At 62.4% G+C, this 25,118-nt stretch carries 26 protein-coding genes and 1 pseudogene; 11 read left to right on the top strand and 16 right to left on the bottom strand.

Going from position 1 to position 25,118, the window contains the following annotated elements; all coding sequences use genetic code 11:
* Positions 1-7: 7 nt before the first annotated feature.
* From HHL14_RS28215 to HHL14_RS28195, 6 genes and pseudogenes are all read right to left on the bottom strand, one after another.
* A pseudogene (locus HHL14_RS28215) lies at positions 8-192 on the bottom strand (IS256 family transposase); the annotation flags it as partial.
* Between the two features lie 92 nt (positions 193-284).
* On the bottom strand, positions 285-1,487 hold the full coding sequence (gene thrS, locus HHL14_RS28210) for a threonine--tRNA ligase (protein ID WP_169500888.1): 1,203 nt from the start codon (positions 1,485-1,487) through the stop codon (positions 285-287).
* A 310-nt stretch (positions 1,488-1,797) separates the two neighbouring features.
* Positions 1,798-2,301 (bottom strand): RcnB family protein, encoded by a 504-nt coding sequence (locus HHL14_RS28205; protein ID WP_329601742.1) that lies wholly within the window; start codon positions 2,299-2,301, stop codon positions 1,798-1,800.
* Positions 2,302-2,718: 417 nt separating this feature from the next.
* A complete protein-coding gene (locus HHL14_RS28200; RefSeq protein WP_169500887.1) occupies positions 2,719-3,021 on the bottom strand; it encodes a contact-dependent growth inhibition system immunity protein in 303 nt (100 codons plus the stop codon).
* A 7-nt stretch (positions 3,022-3,028) separates the two neighbouring features.
* Positions 3,029-3,376 (bottom strand): RNase A-like domain-containing protein, encoded by a 348-nt coding sequence (locus HHL14_RS33865; RefSeq protein ID WP_329601743.1) that lies wholly within the window; start codon positions 3,374-3,376, stop codon positions 3,029-3,031.
* Entirely contained in the window at positions 3,282-3,863 is a 582-nt protein-coding gene (locus HHL14_RS28195; protein ID WP_329601745.1) for a hypothetical protein, read from the bottom strand. The genes HHL14_RS33865 and HHL14_RS28195 overlap by 95 nt, the downstream gene beginning before the upstream one ends.
* Before the next feature lie 259 nt (positions 3,864-4,122).
* Between HHL14_RS28195 and HHL14_RS28190 the strand changes: the two genes are divergently transcribed.
* Entirely contained in the window at positions 4,123-4,632 is a 510-nt protein-coding gene (locus tag HHL14_RS28190) for a GNAT family N-acetyltransferase (protein ID WP_169500886.1), read from the top strand.
* Between the two features lie 43 nt (positions 4,633-4,675).
* A complete protein-coding gene (locus tag HHL14_RS28185) occupies positions 4,676-5,002 on the top strand; it encodes a low molecular weight protein tyrosine phosphatase family protein (RefSeq protein WP_169500885.1) in 327 nt (108 codons plus the stop codon).
* A 61-nt stretch (positions 5,003-5,063) separates the two neighbouring features.
* Here HHL14_RS28185 and HHL14_RS28180 read toward each other — a convergent pair whose 3' ends face one another.
* The 3 genes from HHL14_RS28180 to pdxR form a co-directional block, all read right to left on the bottom strand.
* Entirely contained in the window at positions 5,064-5,654 is a 591-nt protein-coding gene (locus HHL14_RS28180; protein ID WP_169500884.1) for a flavin reductase family protein, read from the bottom strand.
* Between the two features lie 209 nt (positions 5,655-5,863).
* Positions 5,864-6,196, bottom strand: a complete 333-nt coding sequence (locus tag HHL14_RS28175) for a hypothetical protein (protein ID WP_169500883.1) — start codon at positions 6,194-6,196, stop codon at positions 5,864-5,866.
* Between the two features lie 230 nt (positions 6,197-6,426).
* Complete coding sequence (pdxR, locus tag HHL14_RS28170) at positions 6,427-8,001, bottom strand: MocR-like pyridoxine biosynthesis transcription factor PdxR (RefSeq protein ID WP_169500882.1); 1,575 nt, start codon at positions 7,999-8,001, stop codon at positions 6,427-6,429.
* Between the two features lie 117 nt (positions 8,002-8,118).
* On the opposite strand from pdxR, the gene HHL14_RS28165 reads away from it, so the two are divergent.
* The 3 genes from HHL14_RS28165 (at position 8,119) to HHL14_RS28155 (ending at position 12,088) form a co-directional block, all read left to right on the top strand.
* Entirely contained in the window at positions 8,119-8,844 is a 726-nt protein-coding gene (locus HHL14_RS28165; RefSeq protein WP_169500881.1) for a GNAT family N-acetyltransferase, read from the top strand.
* 651 nt (positions 8,845-9,495) lie between these two features.
* The gene (locus HHL14_RS28160) at positions 9,496-11,685 is read left to right on the top strand and encodes a GNAT family N-acetyltransferase (protein ID WP_169500880.1); all 2,190 of its coding nucleotides are present in this window, start codon (positions 9,496-9,498) and stop codon (positions 11,683-11,685) included.
* Positions 11,651-12,088, top strand: coding sequence for a transcriptional regulator (locus HHL14_RS28155; RefSeq protein ID WP_169500879.1), 438 nt, complete (start codon positions 11,651-11,653; stop codon positions 12,086-12,088). The genes HHL14_RS28160 and HHL14_RS28155 overlap by 35 nt, the downstream gene beginning before the upstream one ends.
* 21 nt (positions 12,089-12,109) lie before the next feature.
* On the opposite strand, the gene HHL14_RS28150 is transcribed toward HHL14_RS28155, so the two are convergent.
* A complete protein-coding gene (locus tag HHL14_RS28150; RefSeq protein ID WP_169500878.1) occupies positions 12,110-12,976 on the bottom strand; it encodes a LysR family transcriptional regulator in 867 nt (288 codons plus the stop codon).
* Positions 12,977-13,118: 142 nt separating this feature from the next.
* Between HHL14_RS28150 and HHL14_RS28145 the strand changes: the two genes are divergently transcribed.
* The 4 genes from HHL14_RS28145 to HHL14_RS28130 all read left to right on the top strand — a co-directional run bounded on the left by HHL14_RS28145 (position 13,119) and on the right by HHL14_RS28130 (position 16,518).
* Positions 13,119-14,108, top strand: a complete 990-nt coding sequence (locus HHL14_RS28145) for an AEC family transporter (protein ID WP_169500877.1) — start codon at positions 13,119-13,121, stop codon at positions 14,106-14,108.
* Positions 14,109-14,196: 88 nt separating this feature from the next.
* Complete coding sequence (locus HHL14_RS28140) at positions 14,197-15,165, top strand: quinone oxidoreductase family protein (protein WP_169500876.1); 969 nt, start codon at positions 14,197-14,199, stop codon at positions 15,163-15,165.
* 68 nt (positions 15,166-15,233) lie between these two features.
* On the top strand, positions 15,234-15,821 hold the full coding sequence (locus tag HHL14_RS28135) for a DUF4337 domain-containing protein (protein ID WP_169500875.1): 588 nt from the start codon (positions 15,234-15,236) through the stop codon (positions 15,819-15,821).
* A gap of 79 nt (positions 15,822-15,900) precedes the next feature.
* Positions 15,901-16,518 (top strand): LysE family translocator, encoded by a 618-nt coding sequence (locus HHL14_RS28130; protein WP_169500874.1) that lies wholly within the window; start codon positions 15,901-15,903, stop codon positions 16,516-16,518.
* 32 nt (positions 16,519-16,550) lie between these two features.
* Here the strand turns inward: HHL14_RS28130 and HHL14_RS28125 are convergent, their stop codons facing one another.
* The 4 genes from HHL14_RS28125 to HHL14_RS28110 form a co-directional block, all read right to left on the bottom strand.
* Positions 16,551-17,825, bottom strand: a complete 1,275-nt coding sequence (locus HHL14_RS28125; protein WP_169500873.1) for an RNA polymerase sigma factor — start codon at positions 17,823-17,825, stop codon at positions 16,551-16,553.
* Between the two features lie 4 nt (positions 17,826-17,829).
* Positions 17,830-18,243 (bottom strand): VOC family protein, encoded by a 414-nt coding sequence (locus tag HHL14_RS28120; protein WP_169500872.1) that lies wholly within the window; start codon positions 18,241-18,243, stop codon positions 17,830-17,832.
* Positions 18,244-18,295: 52 nt separating this feature from the next.
* Complete coding sequence (locus HHL14_RS28115; protein WP_169500871.1) at positions 18,296-18,709, bottom strand: YciI family protein; 414 nt, start codon at positions 18,707-18,709, stop codon at positions 18,296-18,298.
* Positions 18,710-18,925: 216 nt separating this feature from the next.
* Complete coding sequence (locus tag HHL14_RS28110) at positions 18,926-19,279, bottom strand: YciI family protein (RefSeq protein ID WP_169500870.1); 354 nt, start codon at positions 19,277-19,279, stop codon at positions 18,926-18,928.
* A gap of 321 nt (positions 19,280-19,600) precedes the next feature.
* Here HHL14_RS28110 and HHL14_RS28105 point away from each other — a divergent pair, with 321 nt between their 5' ends.
* Positions 19,601-21,571: a carboxypeptidase-like regulatory domain-containing protein gene (locus HHL14_RS28105; RefSeq protein WP_169500869.1), complete on the top strand. Its 1,971-nt coding sequence runs from the start codon at positions 19,601-19,603 to the stop codon at positions 21,569-21,571.
* A gap of 158 nt (positions 21,572-21,729) precedes the next feature.
* Here HHL14_RS28105 and HHL14_RS28100 read toward each other — a convergent pair whose 3' ends face one another.
* Positions 21,730-22,203: a hypothetical protein gene (locus HHL14_RS28100; RefSeq protein ID WP_169500868.1), complete on the bottom strand. Its 474-nt coding sequence runs from the start codon at positions 22,201-22,203 to the stop codon at positions 21,730-21,732.
* Positions 22,204-23,315: 1,112 nt separating this feature from the next.
* On the bottom strand, positions 23,316-23,588 hold the full coding sequence (locus HHL14_RS28095; protein WP_169500867.1) for a DUF1488 family protein: 273 nt from the start codon (positions 23,586-23,588) through the stop codon (positions 23,316-23,318).
* A 1,020-nt stretch (positions 23,589-24,608) separates the two neighbouring features.
* On the opposite strand from HHL14_RS28095, the gene HHL14_RS28090 reads away from it, so the two are divergent.
* Positions 24,609-25,112, top strand: coding sequence for a GNAT family N-acetyltransferase (locus tag HHL14_RS28090; RefSeq protein ID WP_169500866.1), 504 nt, complete (start codon positions 24,609-24,611; stop codon positions 25,110-25,112).
* Positions 25,113-25,118 lie beyond the last annotated feature (6 nt).

Here is a 25,118-nt window from a genome sequence, read left to right as displayed (position 1 = left end):
CCCCCTTCATCTCGGCGCCCATCGCGCGCTCGATGAGTCCTTGTTGAATGCCAGCATCAGGTCCTGGACCTCGGTGGGCGTCATCGGGCCTTTGACCAGGTCATCCAGCAGACCTTCCGGCAGGGCAGGCAGCGGCCCTCGGGCCGCTGCCTGAGAAGCGACAGTGCGTTTCTTCTTCATCGGCATATCCATGACTTTTACCTCTCATGATAGGCCTCGCCCACAAAATTACGGATAGGTCCTTCGTAATGGAGCAGAGCACCATCGCCGACGCTCTATCACTTCTACGATATCGGCGACAACGCCAACTTCTTCAAAGCTTCAATCCCCTCCCCCACCCCAACCACCGACCTCTCCCCATCCCTCCACCGAACACTAATCGTCCGATCCCGCTCATCGCGAGCCCCAACCACCACCAGAACCGGCACCCTCATCTCCCTCGCATCGACAATCTTCTTCTCCAACCGCTCCGGCCGCCCATCGAGCACCGCCCTCACCCCCGCATCGTCGAGCGCCCGCAGAACCTCCTCCGCATATCCCACACTCGCATCGCTGATCGAAGCGACGACCACCTGCTCCGGCGCCAGCCAAACCGGCAACCACCCTTCATGATGCTCGAGCAGCATCGCAATGAACCGCTCCATACTGCCGAGCACCGCGTGATGAATCATCACAGGCCGCTCGCGTTCATTACGTGCATTCACGAACTCCGCATCGAGCCGCTCAGGCAAGACGAAGTCGAGTTGGATCGTGCCGCACTGCCAGCTGCGCGCGCGACTATCCGTCAAATGGAATTCAAGTTTCGGGCCATAAAAAGCGCCCTCTCCCGCGAGTACATCGAACGTCAGTCCGGCAGCACGCGCGGCATTCGCCAATGCCTCTTCCGCACGATCCCACGTTTGATCGCTACCGGCACGCGACGCAGGCCGCGTCGCCAGCGCAACCTTGAACGCCGGAAAGCCGAGATCCGCGTACATGTCGCGCAATAGCGCACAGAAGCGCCCCACCTCCGCTTCGATATGCGCAGCCGCGCAAAACACATGCGCATCGTCCTGCACGAACGCGCGCGTGCGCTTCAAACCTTCGAGCGATCCCGACGGTTCATCGCGATGACACGCACCGAACTCGCTATAACGCACCGGCAACTCGCGATACGAACGCACGCGCTGATTGAACACCTGCACATGACACGGACAGCTCATCGGCTTCAGACACAGCACGCGCTCGTCTTCGGCATCGGCGAGCGAATACATCGCAGAACCAAACTTCTCCCAATGGCTGCTCTTTTCCCACAGCGAACGCGCCAGCAATTGCGGCGTGCGAATCTCGCGAAAGCCCGCGCGACGCATACGTGCCCGCACATAATCTTCGAGCACGCGATAAAGCGTCCAGCCGCGCGGGTGCCAGAAGACCATGCCGGCGCCTTCTTCCTGCTGATGGAAAAGATCGAGCTTATTAGCTAGTACACGATGGTCGATGTCGTTCACGGTCATGCTCCGTCGGTTCGAATGTCGCGATTACCACGATGAATGCCGCAAACGGAGAAGCCAGAAACGCCAAAGGCCCCGTCCGTTTCCGGCGGGGCCTTTGGGAGTTTGCCACTGCTGCTGATACTTCCTGCTAGCGCGTGCAATCTCCAGACGACCCGCCTGTGAAGGTGGTCGTCGTGGTGGTGACGGCAGCGAAGAAGAGAGAGTGGAAGTCCATGGAGCAAAATTAAACTATTTCGGCAGGGTGAGTCAATCGCTATCCCGCATCAGCAAACAAACCCTGCCAAACCAGTCCAGTCCGTGCGACTCAGTGACCCGAGAGCAGCACGCTTGCGATAACGCCGGTTGCGACGGCGGCGAGCACGTAATCGCCGTTCACGCCAACCCAGTGATAACCGCGCGGCGGCGCTTCGAGGCCATGGCCGCGCCAATCGTCGACGACGTAGCTTCGGTCGCGATATTCAGCCGGCAGGCGGTCGCCCTTGTGCCAGTCGGCGTGCGGCATCGGGCCGCCCGGACGACGCACGTCGGCGTCGTGCGGGCCTTGACCACGGCCTTGCGGTCCGGGATGTCCGTCGGGGCCCGGACGTTGCGGGCCGTGCGACGGGCGGTCATTGTGATGCTGATCGTCGTGAGGCTGAGCGAAAGCGGTGATCGAGGTGCCCAAAAGAGCAACGATTAGCAACTGCGCGATTGATTTTGATTTCATGGCTACATTTTGGAGAGGAGGGTTGGAAATGAAGCTTCTCTGTTCGATTAGCGCTATGTTCAAGGCATCCCGAAAGATGCCAGGGACAAGGAATGATTGCACGAAAACACCAGATGCGAAAGCGGAGCATGTTCAAGCTTACGACACAATCAGTCTTGAACGCGACAGGAGCTGTTTCATCACAATATGAAATTATCGCCCGCATCGATTTGTTAACCTACGCAAACGGGGCATAAGGTTTTATCCCAAAAAATCACCCCTGCAGAGCCGAGTCGCATTTGCAATGCACGACGAAATACTGATACACGATGGCCGCTGCAAACGCGCAGGCAAGAAACGCCAAAGGCCTCGATCACTTTTATCCGCGATCTTTTGGGATTTGTCACAACTGCTCTGCTTGCGTGCCTCCGGCCAGTACGCGCAAACGCCAGACGACCCACACATGAAGGTGGCCGTCATAGCGGTCAAGGCAGAATGAAGAAGATTGAGGCAGAAGGTGAACTATTTCGGTGGAGCGAATCATTCGCTCCTAATTTTTAGAATTCGCCTCAGTTCGTCGAGGAATGAAGTCGTCGTGTACCCCCACAACTCAGGACCAAACTGAGAGCCATACGCTTGTTCGAATGCTTCATCGAGATTGCCGGCGTGCTCTTTCTCGAAGTGCTCGATTTCAACAAGAATGTTCTTCACGCTCTCTCGCGAGCTGTCTTTCTTATAGCAGCTCACGATCGCTTCGATGGTGCTGCCCCAGTACGAACAATCCTCGTTGAGATATACACCAAAGAGTTGATTAAGTTCAGGATATAGCGGATTTTCGTCCATGCCCGCCTCACAAATCAATAAATGCTGTCAATATGTAATACGGCATACCATTGTATCTTTCGCCCCTAAGTATTACCAAAACCTTATTTCCTTCGACAAGCTCATCTGTTTTCCTCACCACCCCGTAGCCCACATCTCCAGACACATGCTTTGTTAAGCGTAACGGAACATTCATTGATGACGATCGTGCCCACGTTCGAACGCGGGCAGCCTCGGCAATCAAGACCTCCGAAATGGCGTTCTCGGCTGTCTTCTGGTCTTTAAATAACGTCGCAGCTCTTATCCATGGCTCGTCTTTCAGTCTTTGCCGCAACCAGGCCTCGTCTTTTCCTACATGCTTCAGAAGCGTGACCACCAATCCCGTGAAGCGTCTTCGCTTCATGCATGTTTAACTTGACCTCGCCGGCCGCGATACGAGACACGCGAGCGGCCTTGATCGATCCTGCGAACCCGAAGGGAACGGCAATATCGAGAGAAAGGCCGATATTGTTCGCCATCGCGGGACTGATTTTCATCGCCTCCGCTAGCTTCGTTGTCCCTTTCTGCGTCAGCGTAAAAGTATCGTGCCCAGTCCACATCTGCCGCAAGCCAGACCCAGCGGTGTCCGAACCATGTACTCCGAACAGGATACATCCGGCCTTGCTTGCCATTGTGGGATCCGGGAGCGCGCAAAGCGCGGCCGCCCCCACCATTTCCAGTACGCCACCGACGATTTGCAGTCCACCCCATAGACGGTTAGATAGCGTTTCGCTTTCACTGATCGATTGCCTTGAAAGCACTGCAGCCAGTTGGGCAGAACTTAGTACGACACGAACACCATCTTCATTATTAACTTGGGACATCCAGAAATCCTCATTGATCTTCTCGGGATTTCAGGCTATCAAGCACCTCCGACACCTAACATAGGCCGTGGCTGAATTCGCTAGACTTGTGCGCCGAGGGTTCGGCGTACGAATAGGTCACCGAGTGCGCATGTTCAACGATACGCGCCGACCGACGACCCCATACGCAGTCGCGCAATAAACGCTACGATGTACCTCTACCCCAAAGCCCGCGCCATCGCCGGCACGCACCGCAAACCGACTCATCGAGCATACGACCTTGACTCTCCACATCCGCCCCACCACCACCTCCGACGCCGCCCTGATCCTGCGCTTCATCACCGAACTCGCGGTCTATGAAAAAGCCGAGCACGAAGTCGTCGCCACCGTGAAAGACATCGAAAAAAGCCTGTTTTCCACGGGCTCGCCGACGAAGGCGCTGATCTGCGAAATGAACGACGAGCCCATCGGTTTCTGCGTCTATTTCTTTTCGTATTCGACGTGGCTCGGCAAGCAGGGGCTTTATCTGGAAGATCTGTACGTGTCGCCCGCCTCGCGCGGCAGCGGCGCGGGCAAACAGATGCTGCGCCGGCTCGCGCAGATCGCCTGCGAGACCGGCTGCGGCCGCTTCGAATGGAGCGTGCTCGACTGGAACGAGCCCGCCATCGGCTTCTACAAATCGCTCGGCGCGGAGCCGCAGAGCGAATGGGTGCGCTACCGTCTTGCGGGGGATGCGCTGACGGCATTCGCCGAGGGCAAAGCTGAAGGCAGCATCGAACGCAATCCCTAAGCCGCGTGCCCGGCATCGCTACTGACTGAACACCGGGTCCATCGTGATACGCGCGTTGTTTGTCTGCGGCAAGAACCGTCTGCGTAGTCCGACGGCAGAGCAGCTATTCGCCACGTGGCCCGGCGTCGAAACCGATTCGGCGGGTCTCTCCGTCGATGCCGACGTGCCGCTCTCGCCCGAACAGTTGCGCTGGGCCGACATCGTCTTCGTGATGGAAAAGGCGCATCCCGCGCGACTCGCCGCGAAATTTCGCGCGTGCCTGAACGGCAAGAAAGTGGTGTGCCTCGGCATCCCCGACAACTACGCGTTCATGCAGCCCGAACTCGTCGCGTTGCTCGAACAGAAGGCGGGGAAATTTCTGCGCTCGTAATAGGCCACCTACGCGGCTTAGGCGCCTTGGTCGACATCACATCGACGAACCGCCTGCCGGCTCACTCCGATTGCGCGGACGCGGCATTCGCCGCCGCCACCTCGAACGCATCGCCCGTCGCGAAGAAGGTGCCGCCCGCCACGTAGTGGCATGTCCGCAGGTCGGGATCGTCGCCGAAATGCCAGCGGTTGTGCGAATACACGCGACTGTCCGCATACGCGGCGACCACTTCGCCGATGATCAGATCGTGCCGCTGACTATCGTCCGGAATCACCTTGCATTCCATCCACGTGATGCAGCCGGCCAGCATCGGCACGTCGATTTTTTGCGCGCGGAAAGTCTCGAGATCGAACGCGGAGAACTTGTCGAGCTCGGTGCCCGCATGCGTGCCGACCGCGAGCGTTTGTGCGGCGAAACCACGGCTCGGCAGTTGCAGCCCGAACACGCCGCTCGCTTCGATCAGGCGACGCGTCAACGTGCGGCTGTCCACCACGACCACCACCTTCGGCGGATTGAAATCGAGCGGCATCGCCCACGAAGCGGCCATCACGTTCGAGCGGCCAGCGTGCGCGCTGGTGATGATCGTGACCGGCCCATGATTGAGCAATTGCGTCGCGCGCGACAGTTCGACGGGTTCTCGAATGACGTTCATAGCTGGGAGTTTCGCGTCGGAAGGGATGACGCGATTGTAGCGGGCGGGGAAAGAAAGGACGGCGGACGATGGGACTTGACTTGACTCGGCACGAGCGACGCACCGCACCGCGTAGCGACAGCGCGCAATTACCGCGGCCCGTCTCGCGCACTGCCGAGGATTTACGGGCGGCAACCCGCAAGCCGCCGCCCGTCGGCATCAGGCAACCGTCAGTGCGGCGCCTTGCCGTTCGGCAGCGCGTCGAGCGGTTTGTGCTGCTCTTCGCCGAGGCCCGGGAAGAACGCGTTCCACGCGGCGCGCACGCCTTCGGCCGCGGTGGCTTCGGCGCTGATCGATTCGGCCGCGCCGTCTTCGGCTTTCGATGGATCGGCGGACAGTCCGCGCCAGTGCGTGAAGATGAGCAGCGGTTTTTCGGTCCACACGCCATCGCCAAACTTCGCGAACGCCGTCTCCCCGCTCGCCAGTTGCACCTCGTACCAGCCTTCGCGCACGGGTGTGTGGATGGCAAGCTCAAACCACGGGGTCGGTTCGATTTCCTTCATGTCGTCTCCGGTCGAATAAATCGTCATCGATAATCGTATTCAAGGCATTCTTCGTGCCGACGCCGGCATCGCGCCAGCGACGCGGCGGCGCACCGTCTGTCGCGCGATCACACGGCGCGGCGAGCCGGCAACAGCAGCTTATGCGGGCAAAACGGGGGCTTCGTCCCTGCGAATTACCGCGCATAGGCGACACGATAGCGCGACACGAGCCACGCGGACAGTCGTAAAAATTACACGCTTGAAGTGGTAGGCGGGGAGGCTCGTCGGACGGGCTTTGCGGTGGACTTTTGGGTAGGCTGTTCACCCTCCATCTCCCGCACCAACTCCGCCAGCACCTCGACCGCCGGCCCCAGGCGCTCCGCAGCCGTATTGCCATACCCGATCACCAGCCCATTGAGCGCGTTCGACGCATCCATCGCGAACCCCGACAGCGCCCGCGGACTGAGCCCCCGCGTCTGCGCCCGCGCCGCGAGCTCGCGGTCGTCGATCGACGCCGGCAGCCGCACCGCCAGATGCATCCCACAATCGCCGCCCAGAATCGGCTCGGTCGCGAAATGCCGGGCCAGCGCATCGCGCAATGCCTGCTGGCGCTCGCGATAGAGACGCCGCATCCGCCCCAGATGCCGCCCAAACTCGCCGCTTTCGATGAAATGCGCGAGCGCCAGCTGCTCCAGCCGATGCCCGCCGCGCAGCATTTCCCGCAGCGCAGCCGCCGTCTGCGCGACGATGCTGCGCGGCAGCACGACGAAGCCGATACGCAGCGCCGGAAACATCGTCTTGCTGAACGAGCCGACGTACAGCACCGGCGCATCGTCGACGAGTCCCTGCATGCTCGCGATCGGCTCGCCGGTGTGGCGAACCTCGCCGTCGTAATCGTCCTCGATCAGCCATGCGCCGCAGCGTCGCGCGTGCGCAATCAGCGCGAGCCGGCGCGCGACCGACAACACCGCGCCGGTCGGATACTGATGCGCGGGCGACGTGTAGATCAGCTTCGGCGCATGCGTGCGCCACGCGTGGTCGGGCGCGGCCATGCCTTCGGCGTCGACCGGCACCGGCAGCGTGCGCAGGTCGCCCGCGTTGAACGCGGCCTTCGCGCCGCGATAGCCGGGGTCCTCGACCCACGCGATATCGCCCGGATTCGTGAAGAGCCGCACGCACAGATTCAGCGCCTCCTGCGCGCCCTCGGTGATCACGACCTGCGAGCCGTCGCAGCGCACGCCGCGCGCCATCCGCAGATGCGCGGCGATCGCGTCGCGCAGCGCCGCTTCGCCGGCCGGCGCGCCGTAGCCGAGCGCCTGCGGCAACGCGCGCTCCATCGCCCGTTCGAGTGCGCGCCGCCACGCGGCGAGCGGAAAACGGTCGAGCGCGGGCGTGCCGGGCGTCAGCGCGTGCGCATTGTCGGCGCCCTGGTGCGACGCGGCGAACTGGCCGACGCGCGCCGCGTAGGCCACCTCCGGCACGACGATCGATGCCACCGCCGGCTCGCCGCGCGCGGCCGGGCTCGACAGCGGGCTCACGCGCGTGCCTTTGCGGTCGGCGATCACGTAGCCGACCGCGGCCAGATGTTCGTACGCGATCACGACCGTGTTGCGCGACACGCCCATCTCCGTCGCGAGCAGCCGCGACGACGGCAGCAACGACCCGGCCGGCAGCCGTCCCGCGAGAATCGCCTGCTGCAGACGTTCGATCAGTTGCTTTTGCAGCGGCACGGGCCGCGCGGCGACGTTCGAAGCCGCAGCGGTCGTGGCGGTTGCAGCGGTTGCGGCAGCGTCCGCACGGACGAGCGGTCCAATGATCTCGATCATGGCGACTGGACCTATCGAATAGGCGTTTGATGGATCTTTTTAACATACCACGTTTGCCGTATCGTTCCAGTCAAGCTCGTAGCCTCATTGCCCGCATCGACCGACAGGAGAACAGACATGGAACCGAGACAAAACGCGTACGGCCAGCCGATCGGCGCGCCCGTGCCCGACTGGCACGGCGCGCAGGCGCCGGGCCGCGAACCCCTGACGGGCCGCTATTGCCGGCTTGAAGCGGTCGACGTCGAGCGCCACGCCGAGGCGTTGTTCGACGCGTACCGCTCGGCCGCCGATGCCCGCGACTGGACCTATCTGACGGTCGGACCGTTCGACAGCCTCGCCGCCTATCGCGAGCATCTGACGCGGATGGCGGCGTCGAAAGATCCGCTGCATCACACGGTGATCGACCTCGCGACCGGCAAGCCGGTCGGCACGCTCGCGCTGATGCGGATCGATCCGGCCAACGGTGTGATCGAAGTCGGCCACGTCACGTATTCGCCGCTGCTCAAGCGCACGCGCATCGCGACCGAGGCGATGTTCCTGCTGATGAGCGAAGTGTTCGACAAGCTCGGGTATCGGCGCTTCGAATGGAAATGCGATTCGCTAAACGAGCCGTCGCGGCGGGCCGCGTTGCGCTATGGCTTCACGTTCGAAGGAATCTTCCGGCAGGCGATCGTGTATCGCGAGCGTAATCGCGACACCGCGTGGTTTTCGATCATCGACGGCGAATGGCCGGCGCTGCGCGAGTGCTACGCGCAGTGGCTCGACGCGCGCAATTTCGATGCGCAAGGGCAGCAGGCGGAGCGGTTGGCCGATCTGATCGCGCGGCGCAGGGCACAGAGTTGACCGGGCGATAAGGGCGCGTGGATCGCGCTTCTTCAACGAGCGCGCCGCCGGTACTACAGACGCGGCGCGCTTTCAACAGACTGGGCTACCTTAATCAAACGTCATCCGCTATCAAAAAGCGTCAGCCGTCGCCGGTCATACGATCATTCGCTTACCGCTATGCGTTGTATGACGTTGCTCGCTGTATTCACGCGCCCACGGCGCGAAAAGGCTCCACACCATTTCTCGCGTGCGCATGGCCTGCCGTCGACATAACGGCTCCGCTCCAGGTCGAAATAACACGCCTGAGCTAGGCGGCTAAAGAGTCAGCCGATGGCTGACATGCGTTGGCGGCAACAGCACAAAAGAGTTCAATAACTCACGATCGCGAATTCGCTGGTTGTTGATTTTTTCTAATAGCCTATTTATCCAGAAAAAACGACGTGAAAATATCTCGATATGGATTATCGAATTAAAAAATTATCCATTTAGCATATACAGCGCGTCTTTCTTATTAAGACAGGTTAAACGATGTTATCTTTGGAGGAGTCCTTTAAACTCACAAGCGCTTCAAGAACTGCTCCGTCCAATCAGCATGCGACACTCATTTACTCGCCACTGAATGGTAACCGCAGCACGCTCGCGATGCCCGTCTGAAAACCAGGTATCAGAATGATCGCCAAAGATCCCGCTATTCATATTCTCGATCGGTATGCCGACGTTGCGCCATTTATTGCAACGGTCAGTCGAGCCGCAGACAGCGACAGGCACGCTCTCGGATTTCTTCCGTCGGGCATGCTCAAAAACTTCGCTCTAAAAGACCAACTTCTTGTTGCCGTTGAACGCAATGGTGACGATCTCTCATACGCCGGGCATCTATTATTCGAAGCAAGACACCCGAAGGGTCGCGTACTGCAGGTATTCGTTGATCCCTCGTTCAGAAAGCGACAAGTTGCGACCTTACTGCTAAATCATCTCAAACGATATCTGACAGACCACGCTTTCATCTCGATCTACGCGAGAGTTGCAGAAGATCTGATTGCAGCAAATCGATTCTGGGAGGCGCAGCAATTTTATATTCAAAGTATCACTCGAGGAGGCGACACAAAAAACCGAACAATTTTTATCCGTAGCCATGAACTTGATACGCCACAGCTATTTGCGACGAGCGGCTTCAATATCGCCGACCCACTCGGTTTGAATTCGAATTACTCATCCGAAATTCCACTATTTCTGCTGGATCTGAACGTATTGTTCGATCTCGGCCCGCGGAGGCGCCGAAACGAAGAAATTCTGGATCTTTTCAGAATGGAGAGAGCAGGCTCCTGTCGACTCGCGCTCAGTACAGAAATCACAGCGGAGCTCACCCGCACAGCAAGCGTCGGTGTGACCGACCCCATGCAAAGCTACGCACGTATTTTTCCTTCCTTCGCACCGATTGAAGCAGAATGGAAGGTACTAGCACCAGAGCTCGCGTCTATCGTATTTCCAGAACGACATCGAACCGGTACGCTCAGAAATAACGATGTATCCGACTTGCGGCATCTATCTACTGCCATTCAACATAGGCTGACTGGCCTGATCACGAACGACAGTTCGATACTTGATGCAGCAGCCAGACTCTACGAAAAATATGGCATCCATGCTATTTCGCCCCGTGCATTCAAAGACCTGAATACCGAAGTCGCTAAAGAAGAGGTATTCGAAACCGGTACGAACGATCCGCTTTCGATCATACCTGTCAGCCACGACGATGAGATCGAAGTCCGTAACCTTTTATCGCGCCTCGGCATTTCGGATGCCGCTATCGTCGCCGAATGGGCAGGTATTGATTCGAACGAACGCGTCTGCAATCGGTATAGCGTCTGGTCGCAAAACGTTCTGACCGGATACCTGGCCTGGCCCAAAACCATGCAGCCGAACAATCTTGTCGCACATGTGGCTGTAGATGAAAAACAACCCGGCTCAAGCAATGCGGTGCGCCTGCTGCTTGGCCACCTTATCGACCAAGCCGCAACAGGACATACCTCGCAGATCAGACTGGTTTTTCCGCCGGAACAAGCACTCATACGTGAACTCGCTTCAGCACTCGGCTTTGCTGGCCTTGAAGATCAGACGTCGCTCACCAAGCTGGCCTTGCGCGGCATCGTGACAGTATCGAACTGGGCTCAGCGCATGGACGAGATTTTTCTGGCTAGCCGGATGCGTCTTCCCGATATGCCTCCCGCGTACCTGAGCGTCGACCAGCAGATTCGCTTCATCAGACCTGACGGAAACGTAGGTCATATCTCGTTAATGTCGCTGGAAACTTCGCTTTCGCCGACACTCTTCTGCTTACCCGGCCGACCTGCAATCGTTACGCCTCTGCAACGTGTTTTCGCAGAGCATCTTTTAGCGCACTCACCACAAAAAAGCCTTTTACCTCACGCGCGAGCCAAACTTTACAAAGAGCGGCACTATCTCAGCAGCCCGAACACGCTCAAGCGATTTAGGCGTGGTAACCTCATTCTCTTTTACGAGTCTGAGAAAAATCGCGGTCAAGGTGCGATTGTCGCCATCGCACGCGTACAGCATGCGTACCTCAAATCTCAGGAAGCCATGGAGAATACCGATCTCGATCCATCGGTTTTAGACTCCGCTGGACTCGAGGCAATCGGCCGATCTCTCGTAAAAACCGTTGCGGCATTCGATAACATTGTTTATTTTGAACGCCCAGTGCCTCGCTCAACTCTCCAACGACTGGGTTGCGGCAGTCCGACCGACCTTCTCACAACCCGTGCAATTGATGACATACAGCTTCAAGGAATCCTCGCGGAGGGATTTACCGATGGAACATCCCGAACACGTGCTGATCTCACTTGAAGAACGGCACGCGGAAAACATACTTGCGGGCACCAAACACGTAGAACTTCGGCGGCGAGCCATGAACGTAAAAGCTGGAACTGTCGTCTGGATCTACGTCAAACTGCCCGTAGGTCAAGTGATTGGCTATGCACGAGTGAGTGAAGCGCATTCTCTTGCGCCTTCTACTTTATGGCGGCGGTTCGCTAACGTATGCGGTATTACGCGGCGAGAGTTCTTTCAATACTTCGATGGCGTAGCCAAGGGGTTTGCGTTGAGTCTGCACGAACCGCGACGCCTGGCGGGCTCGATTTCACTAACCGAGTTGCGGCAAGCATCTGCGGGTTTTCAGCCTCCGCAGTTTTTTACCCGGATTGCCCTAGGCAGCCCCCTGCTGCAGGCCATCGAAAGCAAGCGCGCGTAAACGAAAATCGTAAGATTTTCCTCACGCCAACTCCAGAAACCTCTGCAAACATGGGTTCCGGTTCGCCGCCGACCACGCGAGCACCTGCTCGATCGTCGGTGCGTCGGCGAGCGGCCGGAACACCACACCCGCCAGTTGCGCCTTGCGCATCGACGACGGCACCAGCGCCACCCCCACCCCTTCATCGACGAGACTCAGCACCGTCTGCTGCAACTGCACCTCGAAGCGGATGTCGGGCTCGAAGCCACCCGAGCGGCAATGTTCGAGGATCGTCGCGCGCAGGCTCGGCGCGACTTCCTCCGACGCCAGCACGAACGGCTCGCCCGCCAGTTGCGCGATCTTCAGGCGCCGCGCCCGCGCGCGCGGATGGCCGCGCGACAGCGCAACGCACAACGGCTCGCTCAACACCGTGCGCGTTTCGAGCCCTTTGTCGCGCACGTTCGGAAACATGATCGCCGCATCGATGTGGCCGGCCAGCACCTGCGCGGCCAGATCGTTCGACACCACCTCGCGCAACTTCAGCTCGACCTCCGGATAGGCCGCGCCGAACACGCGCGCGTAGCCAGGCACCACGCTGTACGCGGAGCACATCGTGAAGCCGATTTCGAGCTTGCCGGCCTCACCGTGCGCGGCCGCCCGCGCATTACTGACCGCCTGTTCGAGCGACGCCAGCAGCGCTTTCGCATCGGCATAGAAGCGCTCGCCCGCCGCGGTCAACGTCACGCTGCGCGGACTACGCTTGATCAACGTAACGCCGAGGCTCGCCTCCAGCGCCGCGAGCTGCCGGCTCAGCGGTGGCTGCGACAGATTCAGCCGTGCCGCCGCCCGGCCGAAATGGCGCGTTTCGGCAAGGGTCACGAAGTAGCGCAGCGGTTTCACATCGATCACGACGCCCTCCGGAATTGACGATGCAAAAAAGGTATTGTCGAACCCTCAAGACAGTATTGGATTGTATCAACGCAATTCGCTACGCTGGCGGGTCCCCGGCTCCGCCCCGTTCCTCGCGCGCCCGCGCCAGCTCTTTGTATCGATGTTAGCGACCCTCGAAATCCTGCTTCCCGTTTTCGGCCTCATTTTTGCGGGCTTCGCGTGCCGTCGGCGCGGTGTGCTCGGCCCGAACTCCGCCTCCGAACTGAACCGCTTCGTGGTCTGGCTCGCGTTGCCTGCGCTGCTGTTCGACACGATGGCGCACGCGACCTGGCATCAGCTCTATCAACCGGCCTTCGTCGCGACGTTTTCGATCGCCTGCATCGCGGTGTTCGCGCTGATCCTCGCGCTGCGTCTCGTCAACGGCCGGCATCTGGCCGACGCGAGCGTCGACGCGATCGCGGCGTCGTATCCGAACACCGGCTACATTGGCTTTCCGCTCGGCGTGATCGCGTTCGGTCAGGCGAGCCTCACCCCGACCACGATTGCGACGATCCTCGTCGCCTGCGTACTGTTCGCGGTCGCGATCGTGCTGATCGAGATCGGCCTGCAAACCGAACGCACGCCGCACAAGCTCGGCCTCAAGGTGCTGCGCTCGCTCGCGCGCAATCCGCTGATCGTGTCGCCGCTCGCGGGCGTCGCGGTCGCGAGTCTGCATGTCACGCTGCCCGCTAGCGCCGAGACGTTCCTGAAGCTGCTGGCCGGCGCGGCGAGCCCGTGCGCGCTGGTAAGCCTCGGCCTGTTCCTCGCCGAGAAGCGGCCGAGCAATGCCGATAAGAGTGACGTGAACGACGCAAGCAACACGAACGACGAGCGCGGCGCGGGCGGCATCGCATTGCTGCTCACCGGCGTCAAGCTGATCGTGCAGCCGGCGCTGACCTGGTGGCTCGCGTCGCGCGTATTCGGGCTCGCGCCGTCGCTGGTCGAAATGGCCGTGGTGCTCGCCGCGCTGCCGACCGGCACCGGTCCGTTCATGCTCGCGGAGTTCTACCGGCGCGAGGCACACGTCACGTCGCGCACGATTTTGCTGTCGACGGTGGGATCGATCGTGACGTTGTCGTTGCTGCTGATGTTGATGGGGCATCGCACGTAGTGCCGTAGTGCCAGTGCGTCGGCGTGCGCGCGTAGACTAGGGGCCTTCGCTGCGCGACGCGGCACGACATCAACGGGAACGACCCACGATGAAAGCGATCCAGTTCAAATCCTTCGGCGCCCCCACGGTCCTCGACTACGTCGATCTGCCGACGCCCCAAGCCGACGCCGACCACGCGGTCGTGCGCGTGATGGCCGCGTCGGTCAATCCGAGCGACGTCAAGAACGTGGCCGGCCATTTCGAGCACACGGTGCTGCCGCGCACGCCGGGTCGCGACTTCAGCGGCGTCGTCAGCGAAGGTCCGGCTGCCTGGCTCGGCGCCGAGGTCTGGGGCACCGGCGGCGACATCGGCTTCACGCGCGACGGCAGCCACGCCGAATTCATCCAGATTCCACTCGCAGCGCTGTCGCGCAAGCCCGCTGCGCTGAGCCACCTCGAGGCGGCGGCGATCGGCGTGAACTTCGTGGTCGCGTGGCTCGGCACCGTCGACTATGCGCAGTTGCGCGCCAGCGAAACAATCGCGGTGCTCGGCGCGGGCGGCGGTGTCGGTGGCGCGGTCGTGCAGATCGCCAAAGCACGCGGCGCGCGCGTGATCGCGGTGGACCGCCGCCCGCTCGATCCGGCGACGCCGGCCGGCCGCCTGATCGACGCCTACGTGCCGCTCGACGAACACGCCGCCGAGCGGCTGCGTGAGCTGACGCAAGGCGTGGGCGCGGAAGTCGTCTACGACACGGTCGGCGGCGTCGCATTCGAAACCGCGCTGGGTCTCGCGAAACGGCGCGGCCGCGTGCTCGAAATCAGCGCGACCGGCAAACGCCGCGTCGATTTCGATCTGATCGACTTCTATCACAACGAGACCCAATTGCTCGGCGTCGACAGCGCGAAGCTCGGCGTCGCGGAATCGGCACCGCTGATGAGCGCGCTCGTCGAAGGCTTCGACAGCGGCAAGCTGAGCGCACCGGCGATCGCGCAGGAATTCGCGCTCGCCGGCGCGCGCGAAGCGTATGAGGCGGTGGCCGCCGGCACACGCGGACGCGTGGTGATTCGCATGGAATAATCGAGGGCACCGGGCTCCTTCTCGCACCGCCCGGCAACGACAAGAAAAGCATCGCCCCGGAGAATCAGATGTCTGAAGAATACGAAGTGCATGGTCCACACGACCATGCGGTCGAGCATGCCGGCCACGCCGCGCATCACGACGCCGATCCGTTCGCGAGCCGCATGGCCGTGATGACCGCGATCCTCGCGACGATCGGCGCACTGTGCGCGTACCAGAGTGGCAACAGCGAAAATCTCGCGCTGTTCTACAAGAACGAGGCCGCGATCAAGAAGACCGAGGCGTCGAACCAGTGGTCCTACTACCAGGCGAAGGGCGAGAAGGAAAATCTCGCCGAACTCGGCGCGGCATTGTCGGCGCCGAACAGCGACGCGCACGCGAAATTCGTCGCCGACGTCGAGAAATACAAGCAGCAGAAAGAGCCGATCCGCGCGAACGCCGAAGCGATCGAAAAACAGGTCGTCGCCGCCGACACGCGCAGCGAAGCACTGCTGCACGGCCACCATCGCTGGGCCCAGGCGACGCTGCTGATCCAGGTCGCGATTGCGCTGTGTGCAATCACGCTGCTCACGCGCAAAAACTGGCTGCGCAACGTGTCGTTTTGCGTCGCAGCGGCAGGCGTGCTGACCGCGGGCGCGGCGTTTTTCGGGCTATAACGGCGGCGCGCACGTTTTCGCATCTGTCTTTCGAGGACCCCCTCGCGTGGTCCCGCTGTTCCAGTCAAGGAGTGTATTCATGGTCGACGGTGCCGCCGTTCTCGGCGTTCTCTCCGTGTATATCGCCGGCGTGGTGAGCCCCGGCCCGAACTTCGTCGCGGTCGCGCACAAGGCCGCGTCGGCGACGCGCATCGAGGCGCTCGCGATGGTCGCCGGCATCGTGCTCGTCAATCTGTTCTGGGCGAGCTGCGCGATTCTCGGCGTCGGCATCGTATTCGCCGCGTTTCCGTGGCTCGCGCTGGTGGTCAGGATCGTCGGTGCGTGTTATCTGCTGTGGTTCGGCGGGCGGCTGATCTTCAATGCGTCGGCGGCACGGCAGGCGGTGCTGAGCAAGGCACCGTCAGGCGGCTTTCGCCAGGCGTTCGCGCAGGGCTTCGCGACCAACATCGCGAATCCGAAATCGATGGCGTTCTTTGCCGCGGTGTTTTCGTCGGCGATGCCCGCGCATGTGAGCGCCGGCACGTTTGCGGCGATGCTCGGCATGGTGTTCGTCGTCGCGAGCAGTTGGTATGGGTTCGTCGCGCTGGCGTTGTCGCATGCGCGGATCGCGGCCGCGTATCGAGGCAGCAAGGCGTGGGTGGATCGCGTGTGCGGCGGCCTGATCGTGGCGCTGGGCGTGCGGCAGTTGATTCGCTGAGCGGCTGCGGGTTGCCGCGTGCGCGGCCAGCGTTAGTGCGCGAGCACGCGCGCACGCTCCAGCAACAACGCTTTCTCGCGCGCATTGCGCGTCATCGCCGCGGCGCGCTCGAATTCGGCGCGCGCTTCGTCGACGCGACCCAGCTTGACCAGCAGATCGCCGCGCACGCTCGGCAGCCAGTGATAATTCGCGAGCGCCGCATCGGCCGCGAGCGCATCGACGATCTCGAGCCCCGCCGCCGGTCCGAACGCCATCCCCACCGCCACCGCGCGATTCAACTCGACCACCGGCGACGGCGCGACCTGCGCCAACGCATCGTAGAGCGCGACGATCTGCGCCCAGTCGGTATCCTCGGCGCGGCGTGCGCGCGCATGGCACGCGGCGAGCGCCGCCTGCAACGCATACGGACCGCTCGCGCCGCCGAGCGCATGCGCGCTGTCCAGCGCCGCGAGGCCGCGACGAATCAGCAGCGGGTCCCAGCGACTGCGGTCCTGATCGAGCAGCAACACCGGACGCCCCTGCGCATCGACGCGCGCATGCGTACGCGACGCCTGAATCTCCATCAACGCGACGAGCCCATGCACCTCGCTTTCGTCGGGCACGAGTCCGCCGAGCACGCGCCCGAGCCGCAGCGCCTCTTCGCAGAGCGACGGCCGCATCCAGTCGTCGCCGGCCGTCGCCGAATAACCTTCGTTGAAAATCAGGTAGATCACCTGCAGCACCGACGCAAGCCGCGCCGCGCGCGCGTCCGCCTGCGGCACCTCGAACGGCACGCGCGCCGCCGACAGCGTGCGCTTCGCGCGCACGATCCGCTGCGCGATGGTCGGCTCGGGCACCAGAAACGCGCGGGCGATTTCGTCGGTGGTGAGGCCACCGAGCAGGCGCAACGTCAGCGCGACGCGCGCATCGGTCGAGAGCACCGGATGGCACGCGGTGAAGATCAGCCGCAGCAGATCGTCGCCGATGTCGTCGGCGCGCGCGGCATCGAGCGCATCGACGAAATCCGGCACCAGATGCGCCTCGATCGCGTCGAGATCGTGACCGAGTTCTTCGCGCTTGCGCGCATGCAACGCCTCCTGGCGCAGGCGATCGAGCGCGCGGTTTTTCGCGGTCGTCATCAGCCATGCTCCCGGATTGTCGGGCACGCCGGCCTCCGGCCAATGTTCGAGCGCGGCCACCAGCGCATCCTGCGCGAGCTCCTCGGCGAGCCCCACGTCGCGCACGACCCGCGCGACATGGGCGATGACCTTCGCGGCTTCGATCCGCCAGACAGCCTCGATCGCACGATGGGTGGCCTGCGTCGTCACGGCCTCAACCCGCGGCCGCCGGATTCGCGTTCGGATCCATATAGACGAGCTCCCAGATATGGCCGTCGAGATCCTCGAACGCGTGCCCGTACATGAAGCCGTGGTCCTGCGGCGCGCGCGGCGCGGCACCGCCGGCGGCGAGCGCTTTCGCGACCAGCGAGTCGACCTCCGCGCGGCTCTCGCACGACAGGCACACCAGCACTTCAGTGCTCTCCTTCGCGTTCGCGACCGGCTTCGCCGTGAAGGTCTGGAACATGTCCTTCACGAGCAGCATCGCGTAGATGTTCTCGCCGACGATCAGGCTCACCGCGCGGTCGTTGCTGAAACGCGGCTCGAAATCGAAGCCGAGCGCGCTAAAAAAAACCTTCGACCGCTCGACGTTCTCGACCGGCAGATTCACGTAGATCTGTTTATGCATGATGACGTCCGTTGTTCGTTAGTCGCTAGTCGTTGCGGGTTGCGCCGCAAGCTCAGCGGCGATCCTCGTCGATTTTGCGAAAGCGCTCGATCTCCGGCCCCGGCTCGAAGTCTTCGAGTTCGAATAGCTGGCGCACTTCGATTTCGCCGTCGGCGTTCTCGCCGAACGGCGCCGGGAAACGTCGCGCCCATTCCATCGCTTCGTCGCGCGAACGCACCTGAATCAGCGTGTAGCCGGCGATCAACTCCTTGGTTTCCGCGAACGGTCCGTCGATCACGCTGCGCTTGCCGCCGCTGTAGCGCACGCGCCAGCCTTTCGAGGTCGGTTGCAAGCCGGTCGCGTCGAGCAGCACGCCCGCCTTCGCCAGTTCTTCGTGGTACGCGCCCATCGCGGCCATCAATTCCGGCTCGGGCATCTGCCCGGATTCGCTCGCGGCGGTGGCCTTCACGATGATCATGAATCGCATGGTCGTAACTCCCTTTTTATCTTTTGAACTGAATGGATGAACACTGCGGGAATACGCGCTGACGGCGCGCTCCTTATTCACACGACGAGCGATGCGCGCGCGGATCGACACGCGCGTCGATTGCCGCGCCCCAGGGAAAACACTGAGTCGACGGTGTGGATCGTCGGTGACGGGTAGTGGGTATCGCGCGAGGCTGCCGTGTGCTTACCACGCGGGCTACATGAAGCACGGCCCGAGCTTGCGCACCTCGACCGTGCACCAAGCCGCCGCCGGGCAGGCCTGCGCGATCGCGACCGCTTCCTCGCGCGTGTCGCAGTCCAGCAGAAAGAAGCCGCCGATCATTTCCTTCGCCTCGGCGAACGGACCGTCGACGAGTTTCGGCTGACCGTCGCGAACCTGCACGCGCACCGCATCCTTCTGCGAAGTCAGCGACTCGACCGCGAGCAGCTTGCCGCGCGCTTTCAGGTCTTCGGCGAAATGCACCATCTGGCCGTAGAGATCGCGGCCGGCAACCTCGCCGCGCTCGCTGCGTTGTTCGGTGGGTTCGACGATCAACAGCATGTAGGACATGATGTCTCCGATGGTCTTCGATGAATTGCGCCGCCTGCGTCGGCATCCGCGGATGAGCGGCGCAGCCAGTCTAGCAAGCGGGGATGACAGCGGCAAACCCGCACGGGGCGATCCGCGCGTCTCTACGGACACTCGTATGCAGCAGCCTGCCGTGCCACCGCAGCGCCATTACAGTGTCAATCCACGACACGCGCGCACCGCTTTGAAGTATTCTCCGAAATCCATTCGGGTCCGCGCTAAAACGGCCGTTTCAACCGTTCGACCCCGACCGCCACCCTGGCCGTCACAGCAATTCGAATAATTCGAGCAGCGGGGAAATTCATGCATCGATCGATCGTGCGTACCGGCATCGCAGCCGCGATCGCCAGCGTCCTTTTACAACTCGGCGGTTGCGGCAGCGGCAGCGGCGATTCCGGCACCAGTTCGTCGAGCACGGCGCCCGCGACCACGACCTCGATAGGTGGCACCGTCGCGGCGGGCAGCGCGCTCGTCGGCGCAAGCGTCACGCTGATCGACGCGACCGGCGCGCAAGTCACCACCACGACCGGCGCGCAAGGTGCGTACAGCCTGTCGGTGAAGGGCCTGACCTTGCCGTTCTTCATCATCGCGCAGGACGCGGGCGGGCTGGCCGCGCCGCTGTCGTCAGTGGTCGCGCGGCTGCCCACCGGCAGCGCGCCGGCCGTCGCCAACGTGACCACGCTGACCACCGCGCTCGCGGCGACGCTGACCGCGTCGGGCAATCCGATCGAACTCGCATCGAACACCACGCTCGCGAAGGTCACGCTGCAATCGGTGCAGCTCGCGACCATCACGCTCGACACGATCATCACCAACCTGCTCACGCAGAACGGCCTCCAGACCGCCGGCTTCGATCCGATCGGCACCGCGTTCACGCCGGATCACACGGGCGCCGACGCGGTGATCGATTCGCTATCGCTCGTCACGGGCGCCAACGGCGGCCGCACGCTGGTCTCGAACGCGGCGCCGGGCACGACCGTCGCGCTGAACAACACGACCGCGCAGGGCGTCGCGCTCGCCGCGTCGCCGACCGCCGCGAACTATCTGGAACCGCTCGCCGCGCTGCTCACCGCGTGCGCGGCGAACGGCGCGTTGAATAGCGCCGCGTGCGCGCCGGCCATCGATGCATCGTTCAAGGAAAGCGGTTCGACCGATCTCGCGACCGCGCATGGTCTGAGCGAAACGACGATGACCGGCGCGGTGTTCGGCTCGCCGAAAACGCTCGCGTTCTTCACGCGCAACGGCAAGCAGCTCGCGCTCGTGCAGTTGCCGTTCACGCTCGCGAGCGGCGTCCCCGGTGTGTTGTACAGCATCGCGCAACCGCTCGCGACGCCGGTCACGCTCGCCGGCGGCACGCAGCTCGGCTGGGATCTGATCGGCGATCAATCGTCGTTCGCGGTCGCCATCCGCTCGCACCTGCAGCGCCGCACTTACCTCGATACGCGCCTGAACGACGTGAACCGCTATGAGGCCGGGCTCGACATCACGATCCCGACCGCATCGAATCCGAACGTGTATTCGGCCTCGGTGACGGGGCCGGGCCTCGCCGCGCCGGTGTGGCTGATGCCGCGCGCGGCGTCGGGCAACAGCACGCTCGGTCTCGCCGACAGCGCGTTGAGCGCACCGCCGCTGACGCCCGCGACGACCGCCAGCAATACGGCGCTGTATCGCTGGTCGTGGCAGTCGCGCTCGTCGACGGCGAGCTTCACGCCGCCCACCTCGACAGGTTTCTACGCGGCGCAGGCGCTCGACGCGAGCACGGTGCCGCTCTACTCGACCTACATGGTTACGTTCTACGACAAGAACGGCGCGCAGCTCGGGCAGTCGTCGGTGATCAATCCGGGCAGTCCGCTGAACGCGGCCGCGGGCGATTCGATCCCGTGGCCGACGCTGCTGATGAACGACGCGACCACGCAGTTTCTGACGCCGGGCACCACGCTCGCCGACGCGCAATATGCGCTGAGCGTGACGTGGTCCGGTCTCGTGAACGACGGGCTGAATCTCGCGTATCCGGTCACGTCGCCCGGAATTGCGGCCACGGCGAGCGCGTCGGGCAGCGTCACGCAGGTCAATGGCTTCGCGGTCGGCGCCGCCAACAACCCGACGGCCGGCCAATATCAGGCGACGATCAGCGCGGGCGTCGATTCGGCGGGCGTGCAGACTTGCACCAATTGTCCGTTCCCCGCTTTGACGAGCGGCGGCTCGCGGTTGATTCAACTGGGCGGCGCAAGAGACGGGACCGCGTACATCGATATCACGCAGTACAACGACTGAGCGAAGTTCGCGGCGCGCGCGTTGGAACATGCGCCACGCACGCCGCCAGATGCGAAAAACGCCCCGGATGGGGCGTTTTTTTATGCTGCATTCGTTTTTATGCTGTATTCGTTGCGCATTGCCGACTCGGGCTTATGCACGGACGCATACGCGATGCATCAAACCGTCGTGTCCGCCAGCGCGTGCAGGCGCGCGGAGCGCATCAGGCCTTCGATCATCCGCGCTTGCGCGCTCGCCAGTTCGCTCAGCGATGCGACCGCCAGCTGTCCGTCGAAAATCGCGAGCGCCGCGCACAGACTCGCGTAGTCCTCGTCTTCCAGCGACCAGCGGCCGGTTTCGCGTTCGCGGCGATCGATTCGCACCAGCGCCGCATGCGCGCGTTCGATCTCCGCCAGCGCGGCGTCGCCGAGCCCGGCGCGCGCAAGCTCCTGCGCTACCAGCAGATGCCGGCTCAGTGTGGTGTGCAGCGGACGCGCGCCGTGGCCGCGACTGAACGCATCGAGCACGGCATAGGCTTGCAGCGACATAGTTTGCGTGACCGGTTCGTGAGCGCTGCGGCTCGTGGTCAACGCGCGCAATAACGGCGACATGGCCGACTGGCCCTGTTTGCGGACTCGCGATTTACTGGACATCGATTCAACCTCCTTCTCACTGCTGCGCGCCCCGACCCGGGCACGCGACAACGGCACGCGCCGCGCTCAATCATCGGACGCATATCGCGCCCAACAAGTTCACGGCTTTATTCCATGAGTTCCGCCGCGAATTCCGTTCGGGACCCACGTGCCAGCTCACAGACCGTAGCGTACAACGTAATGCGCGCATATCGGTTCGAACCCGCCAGATGCAAGGGCGCGCGGTCGCGACAGCGAAAAAAAACCCTGTTCCGCGAGGAACAGGGCTGACAGGATGGAACAGTCGAACATGCGCGTGGAGCCTGCCGACCTATAACCACCAAACCTGCAAGGCTGTTGCTACTGAAATGCACCTGCTGTTACTGCAACTGCAACGTCTACTGCAACTTCTACTACCTGACACCTGACGGCTATTCAAACTTCCGCTTCAAAACACGACTTCAATTTCACCTGCTGCTGCGGATTCGATTACGACTGCAATTTCTACTAAATCGACTTCGAACACCTAAGCGGCGATCGTGTCGTCTACTGCATGCGGTCCGGTCCCTCGTTATTGACTACACCTGGCCGCTCCCCCCTGCTGCGCGCTCGCCCCTTACGAGGTTGCACGCCTGTATTGCCTGCACTGCACATTGCCTCTACTGCTTGCCTCTACTGCGGACTGCCAACTACTGACAGCTCACTTCGTGCTACGAACGGCTACTGCCAATTGCCTGCCGCCATCAACGGTACGGTTCAAAACACGATGCGGGGGAATCGCATCGATGGGCTCGGTGATTTGTCGCTCCATGGAAAACAGTGTAGCCAGACACGCGCGAATGCAATTGCGCGAAGCGAGGGGCATAGGCGGGTTAATTTGACGAATCGGTGTAACAGCGGGAATTGATCGGATGGATGCACGATGAACGCGCCATGAAGCACGCGAATGTCGAAGCGGGCTCGTTTACCCTGCATCGCATGGATGCGATCGCGGCATGCGGATGCGGCACCGGGCAGCGACCGAACCCGGTAACGACAACGCGCCCGCCATCGCATGTGTCGTTCATGCATCGATGACGGGCGCGCCGCGAATTTCAGCTACGAATTTCAAACACGGATTTCAACCGCGACGCTTAACCTCGTGTCGAGAAATCGTCGATGGTCAATAGCACCCTCTCGCCCGGACGCGCGAGCATTTTCCGCTCGGCCATCGCCGTGATGCGTTGACGTCCATCCGCGAACGTCTTCAGAATGCGCGCCTCGCCCGCGCCGCGTTGCAGCCAGAAGTGCTGTTCGAGCGCCTCGCGCGTGACCGCGCATTCAAGGTCGCGTCCGCGCGACGAAAGCTGGAAAATCACCGCGCGTCCATCCGCCGAGACGCTGGGTACCGCCTCGATCATCGTCATAGCCCACCTCACACCGTTGATGATAACGCTCGCCTACGACGCGAACGTCATCGGGAAACTCCTATGCAACTTGCGGCCGCCGCTTACGTCATGGGTGCCACGTACGCGATGCGATCACGCTGCCGCTTCGTCTGTCTGTCATCGCGCGCACAGTTACGCGGCGTTGCTCGCAGTGAACGGCGCATCGGCCGGCGCGTGAAGCCGACGCCCGCGTGGTTCGCGCAAACAGACATTGGCCGCTCTTCCGGATAACGCATCGGCCGCGAGATCCGCCGACACGCGCAGCGGCGCGTCGAGCCGGTGCGGCCGTTTCGTGCGGGAGTCATGCAGCCGCACGTCTGACGTGTCGGCTCGCGCTTGCGTGTCGCGACGCAGGCCGCACGCCGCTCGACACGGCCGCGATCGCGCACCACGCATGCGGCAGCCCCGCTTCGTGGCGAACGCGGCGTACGTCTGCACAACGCAAACAGCCGGAGCCAGGGTAAGCCATGAGCATGACAGCGAGACCAGCCGCATCGCACGTGACGGTATGAGATTCCACGTTCGATATCGTGTGCGTAATGCGTGCGGTTCGCTTCGTGATGCCCCGAGGCTCGCGCCGTTCGCCATCGACGTCGCTTCGCGTGTTCAGCGGAGCGGATACGTATGACGCAAACGACGCGCATCCAGCGCGTGCGTCCAGATAAGCGAAGCAAGCTTGAGCAAGCCGTATGCCAATGAAGGTGAACGAAGCCATGCCGAGAGTCGAACGACATTCACGGGCGGGATGCATGGGGCGCCGCGCGAATGTCGCCAGCCCGACATCGACCGCGAGCCCCTGAAAATCGGCAAACCAGCGCGTCGTCACGAACCGATATGCGATCGCGCGCATGCAGGCTCGCTGCATCGAGCGCGCGCACCGCATCGCAAAGTGACAAGGCCGCAACATAAGCGCGTGGTAAAAAAGCGCAGCCGGCGCGACAATCGACGACAATTCTTATTCGCGCTCCACGCCACCACCGAGCACCGCAAGCCTGCGACATGTCCGCCCAACCGCCAGCCCCACCATCCGACTTGACCCTGCGTCCCGCGCAAGCCGACGACGCCGACTTCCTGCTCGAATTGCGCCGCGCGACGATGACCGAACATCTGCTGCGCGCCGGCGAGCCGACCGACGAAGACGCGCATCGCGCGCGCCTTCTGCATCGCTATGACGCGGCCCAGGTGATCTGCATCGACGGCGCGCCCGCCGGTCTGCTGAAAGCGCATCGCAGCGACGCAGAATGGTTCGTCGAGCAGGTACAGATTGCGCCGGCGCTGCAAGGACGCGGCATCGGCGAACAGGTGTTGCGGGCGCTGCTGCGCACCGCCGCGGCCGAAGCGCTGCCGGTTGCTTTGCACGTGCTCAAAGGCAATCCGGCGAAACGGCTGTACGATCGTCTCGGCTTCGAGGTCGTCGGCGAAGATGACAGACAGTTTCACATGCGCATCGCACCGCGCGCGCCGGCGGAGACCGAAGCAGAACGAATGTCGGATAAAGACTGATACGGA

The sequence above is a fragment of the Paraburkholderia antibiotica genome (assembly GCF_012927125.1).
Classification (GTDB): domain Bacteria; phylum Pseudomonadota; class Gammaproteobacteria; order Burkholderiales; family Burkholderiaceae; genus Paraburkholderia; species Paraburkholderia antibiotica.
This window is presented reverse-complemented; position numbering and strand designations above follow the sequence as displayed.

Excerpts from the sequence above, each read along its gene's own strand:
- HHL14_RS28200 (WP_169500887.1), bottom strand. The coding sequence starts at position 3,021 with ATGGACGAAAATCCGCTATATCCTGAACTTAATCAACTCTTTGGTGTA.
- HHL14_RS28195 (WP_329601745.1), bottom strand. The coding sequence starts at position 3,863 with ATGTCCCAAGTTAATAATGAAGATGGTGTTCGTGTCGTACTAAGTTCT.
- HHL14_RS28180 (WP_169500884.1), bottom strand. The coding sequence starts at position 5,654 with ATGAACGTCATTCGAGAACCCGTCGAACTGTCGCGCGCGACGCAATTG.
- HHL14_RS28175 (WP_169500883.1), bottom strand. The coding sequence starts at position 6,196 with ATGAAGGAAATCGAACCGACCCCGTGGTTTGAGCTTGCCATCCACACA.
- pdxR (WP_169500882.1), bottom strand. The coding sequence starts at position 8,001 with ATGATCGAGATCATTGGACCGCTCGTCCGTGCGGACGCTGCCGCAACC.
- HHL14_RS28165 (WP_169500881.1), top strand. The coding sequence starts at position 8,119 with ATGGAACCGAGACAAAACGCGTACGGCCAGCCGATCGGCGCGCCCGTG.
- HHL14_RS28160 (WP_169500880.1), top strand. The coding sequence starts at position 9,496 with ATGATCGCCAAAGATCCCGCTATTCATATTCTCGATCGGTATGCCGAC.
- HHL14_RS28155 (WP_169500879.1), top strand. The coding sequence starts at position 11,651 with ATGGAACATCCCGAACACGTGCTGATCTCACTTGAAGAACGGCACGCG.
- HHL14_RS28145 (WP_169500877.1), top strand. The coding sequence starts at position 13,119 with ATGTTAGCGACCCTCGAAATCCTGCTTCCCGTTTTCGGCCTCATTTTT.
- HHL14_RS28140 (WP_169500876.1), top strand. The coding sequence starts at position 14,197 with ATGAAAGCGATCCAGTTCAAATCCTTCGGCGCCCCCACGGTCCTCGAC.
- HHL14_RS28135 (WP_169500875.1), top strand. The coding sequence starts at position 15,234 with ATGTCTGAAGAATACGAAGTGCATGGTCCACACGACCATGCGGTCGAG.
- HHL14_RS28130 (WP_169500874.1), top strand. The coding sequence starts at position 15,901 with ATGGTCGACGGTGCCGCCGTTCTCGGCGTTCTCTCCGTGTATATCGCC.
- HHL14_RS28120 (WP_169500872.1), bottom strand. The coding sequence starts at position 18,243 with ATGCATAAACAGATCTACGTGAATCTGCCGGTCGAGAACGTCGAGCGG.
- HHL14_RS28115 (WP_169500871.1), bottom strand. The coding sequence starts at position 18,709 with ATGCGATTCATGATCATCGTGAAGGCCACCGCCGCGAGCGAATCCGGG.
- HHL14_RS28110 (WP_169500870.1), bottom strand. The coding sequence starts at position 19,279 with ATGTCCTACATGCTGTTGATCGTCGAACCCACCGAACAACGCAGCGAG.
- HHL14_RS28105 (WP_169500869.1), top strand. The coding sequence starts at position 19,601 with ATGCATCGATCGATCGTGCGTACCGGCATCGCAGCCGCGATCGCCAGC.
- HHL14_RS28100 (WP_169500868.1), bottom strand. The coding sequence starts at position 22,203 with ATGTCCAGTAAATCGCGAGTCCGCAAACAGGGCCAGTCGGCCATGTCG.
- HHL14_RS28095 (WP_169500867.1), bottom strand. The coding sequence starts at position 23,588 with ATGACGATGATCGAGGCGGTACCCAGCGTCTCGGCGGATGGACGCGCG.
- HHL14_RS28090 (WP_169500866.1), top strand. The coding sequence starts at position 24,609 with ATGTCCGCCCAACCGCCAGCCCCACCATCCGACTTGACCCTGCGTCCC.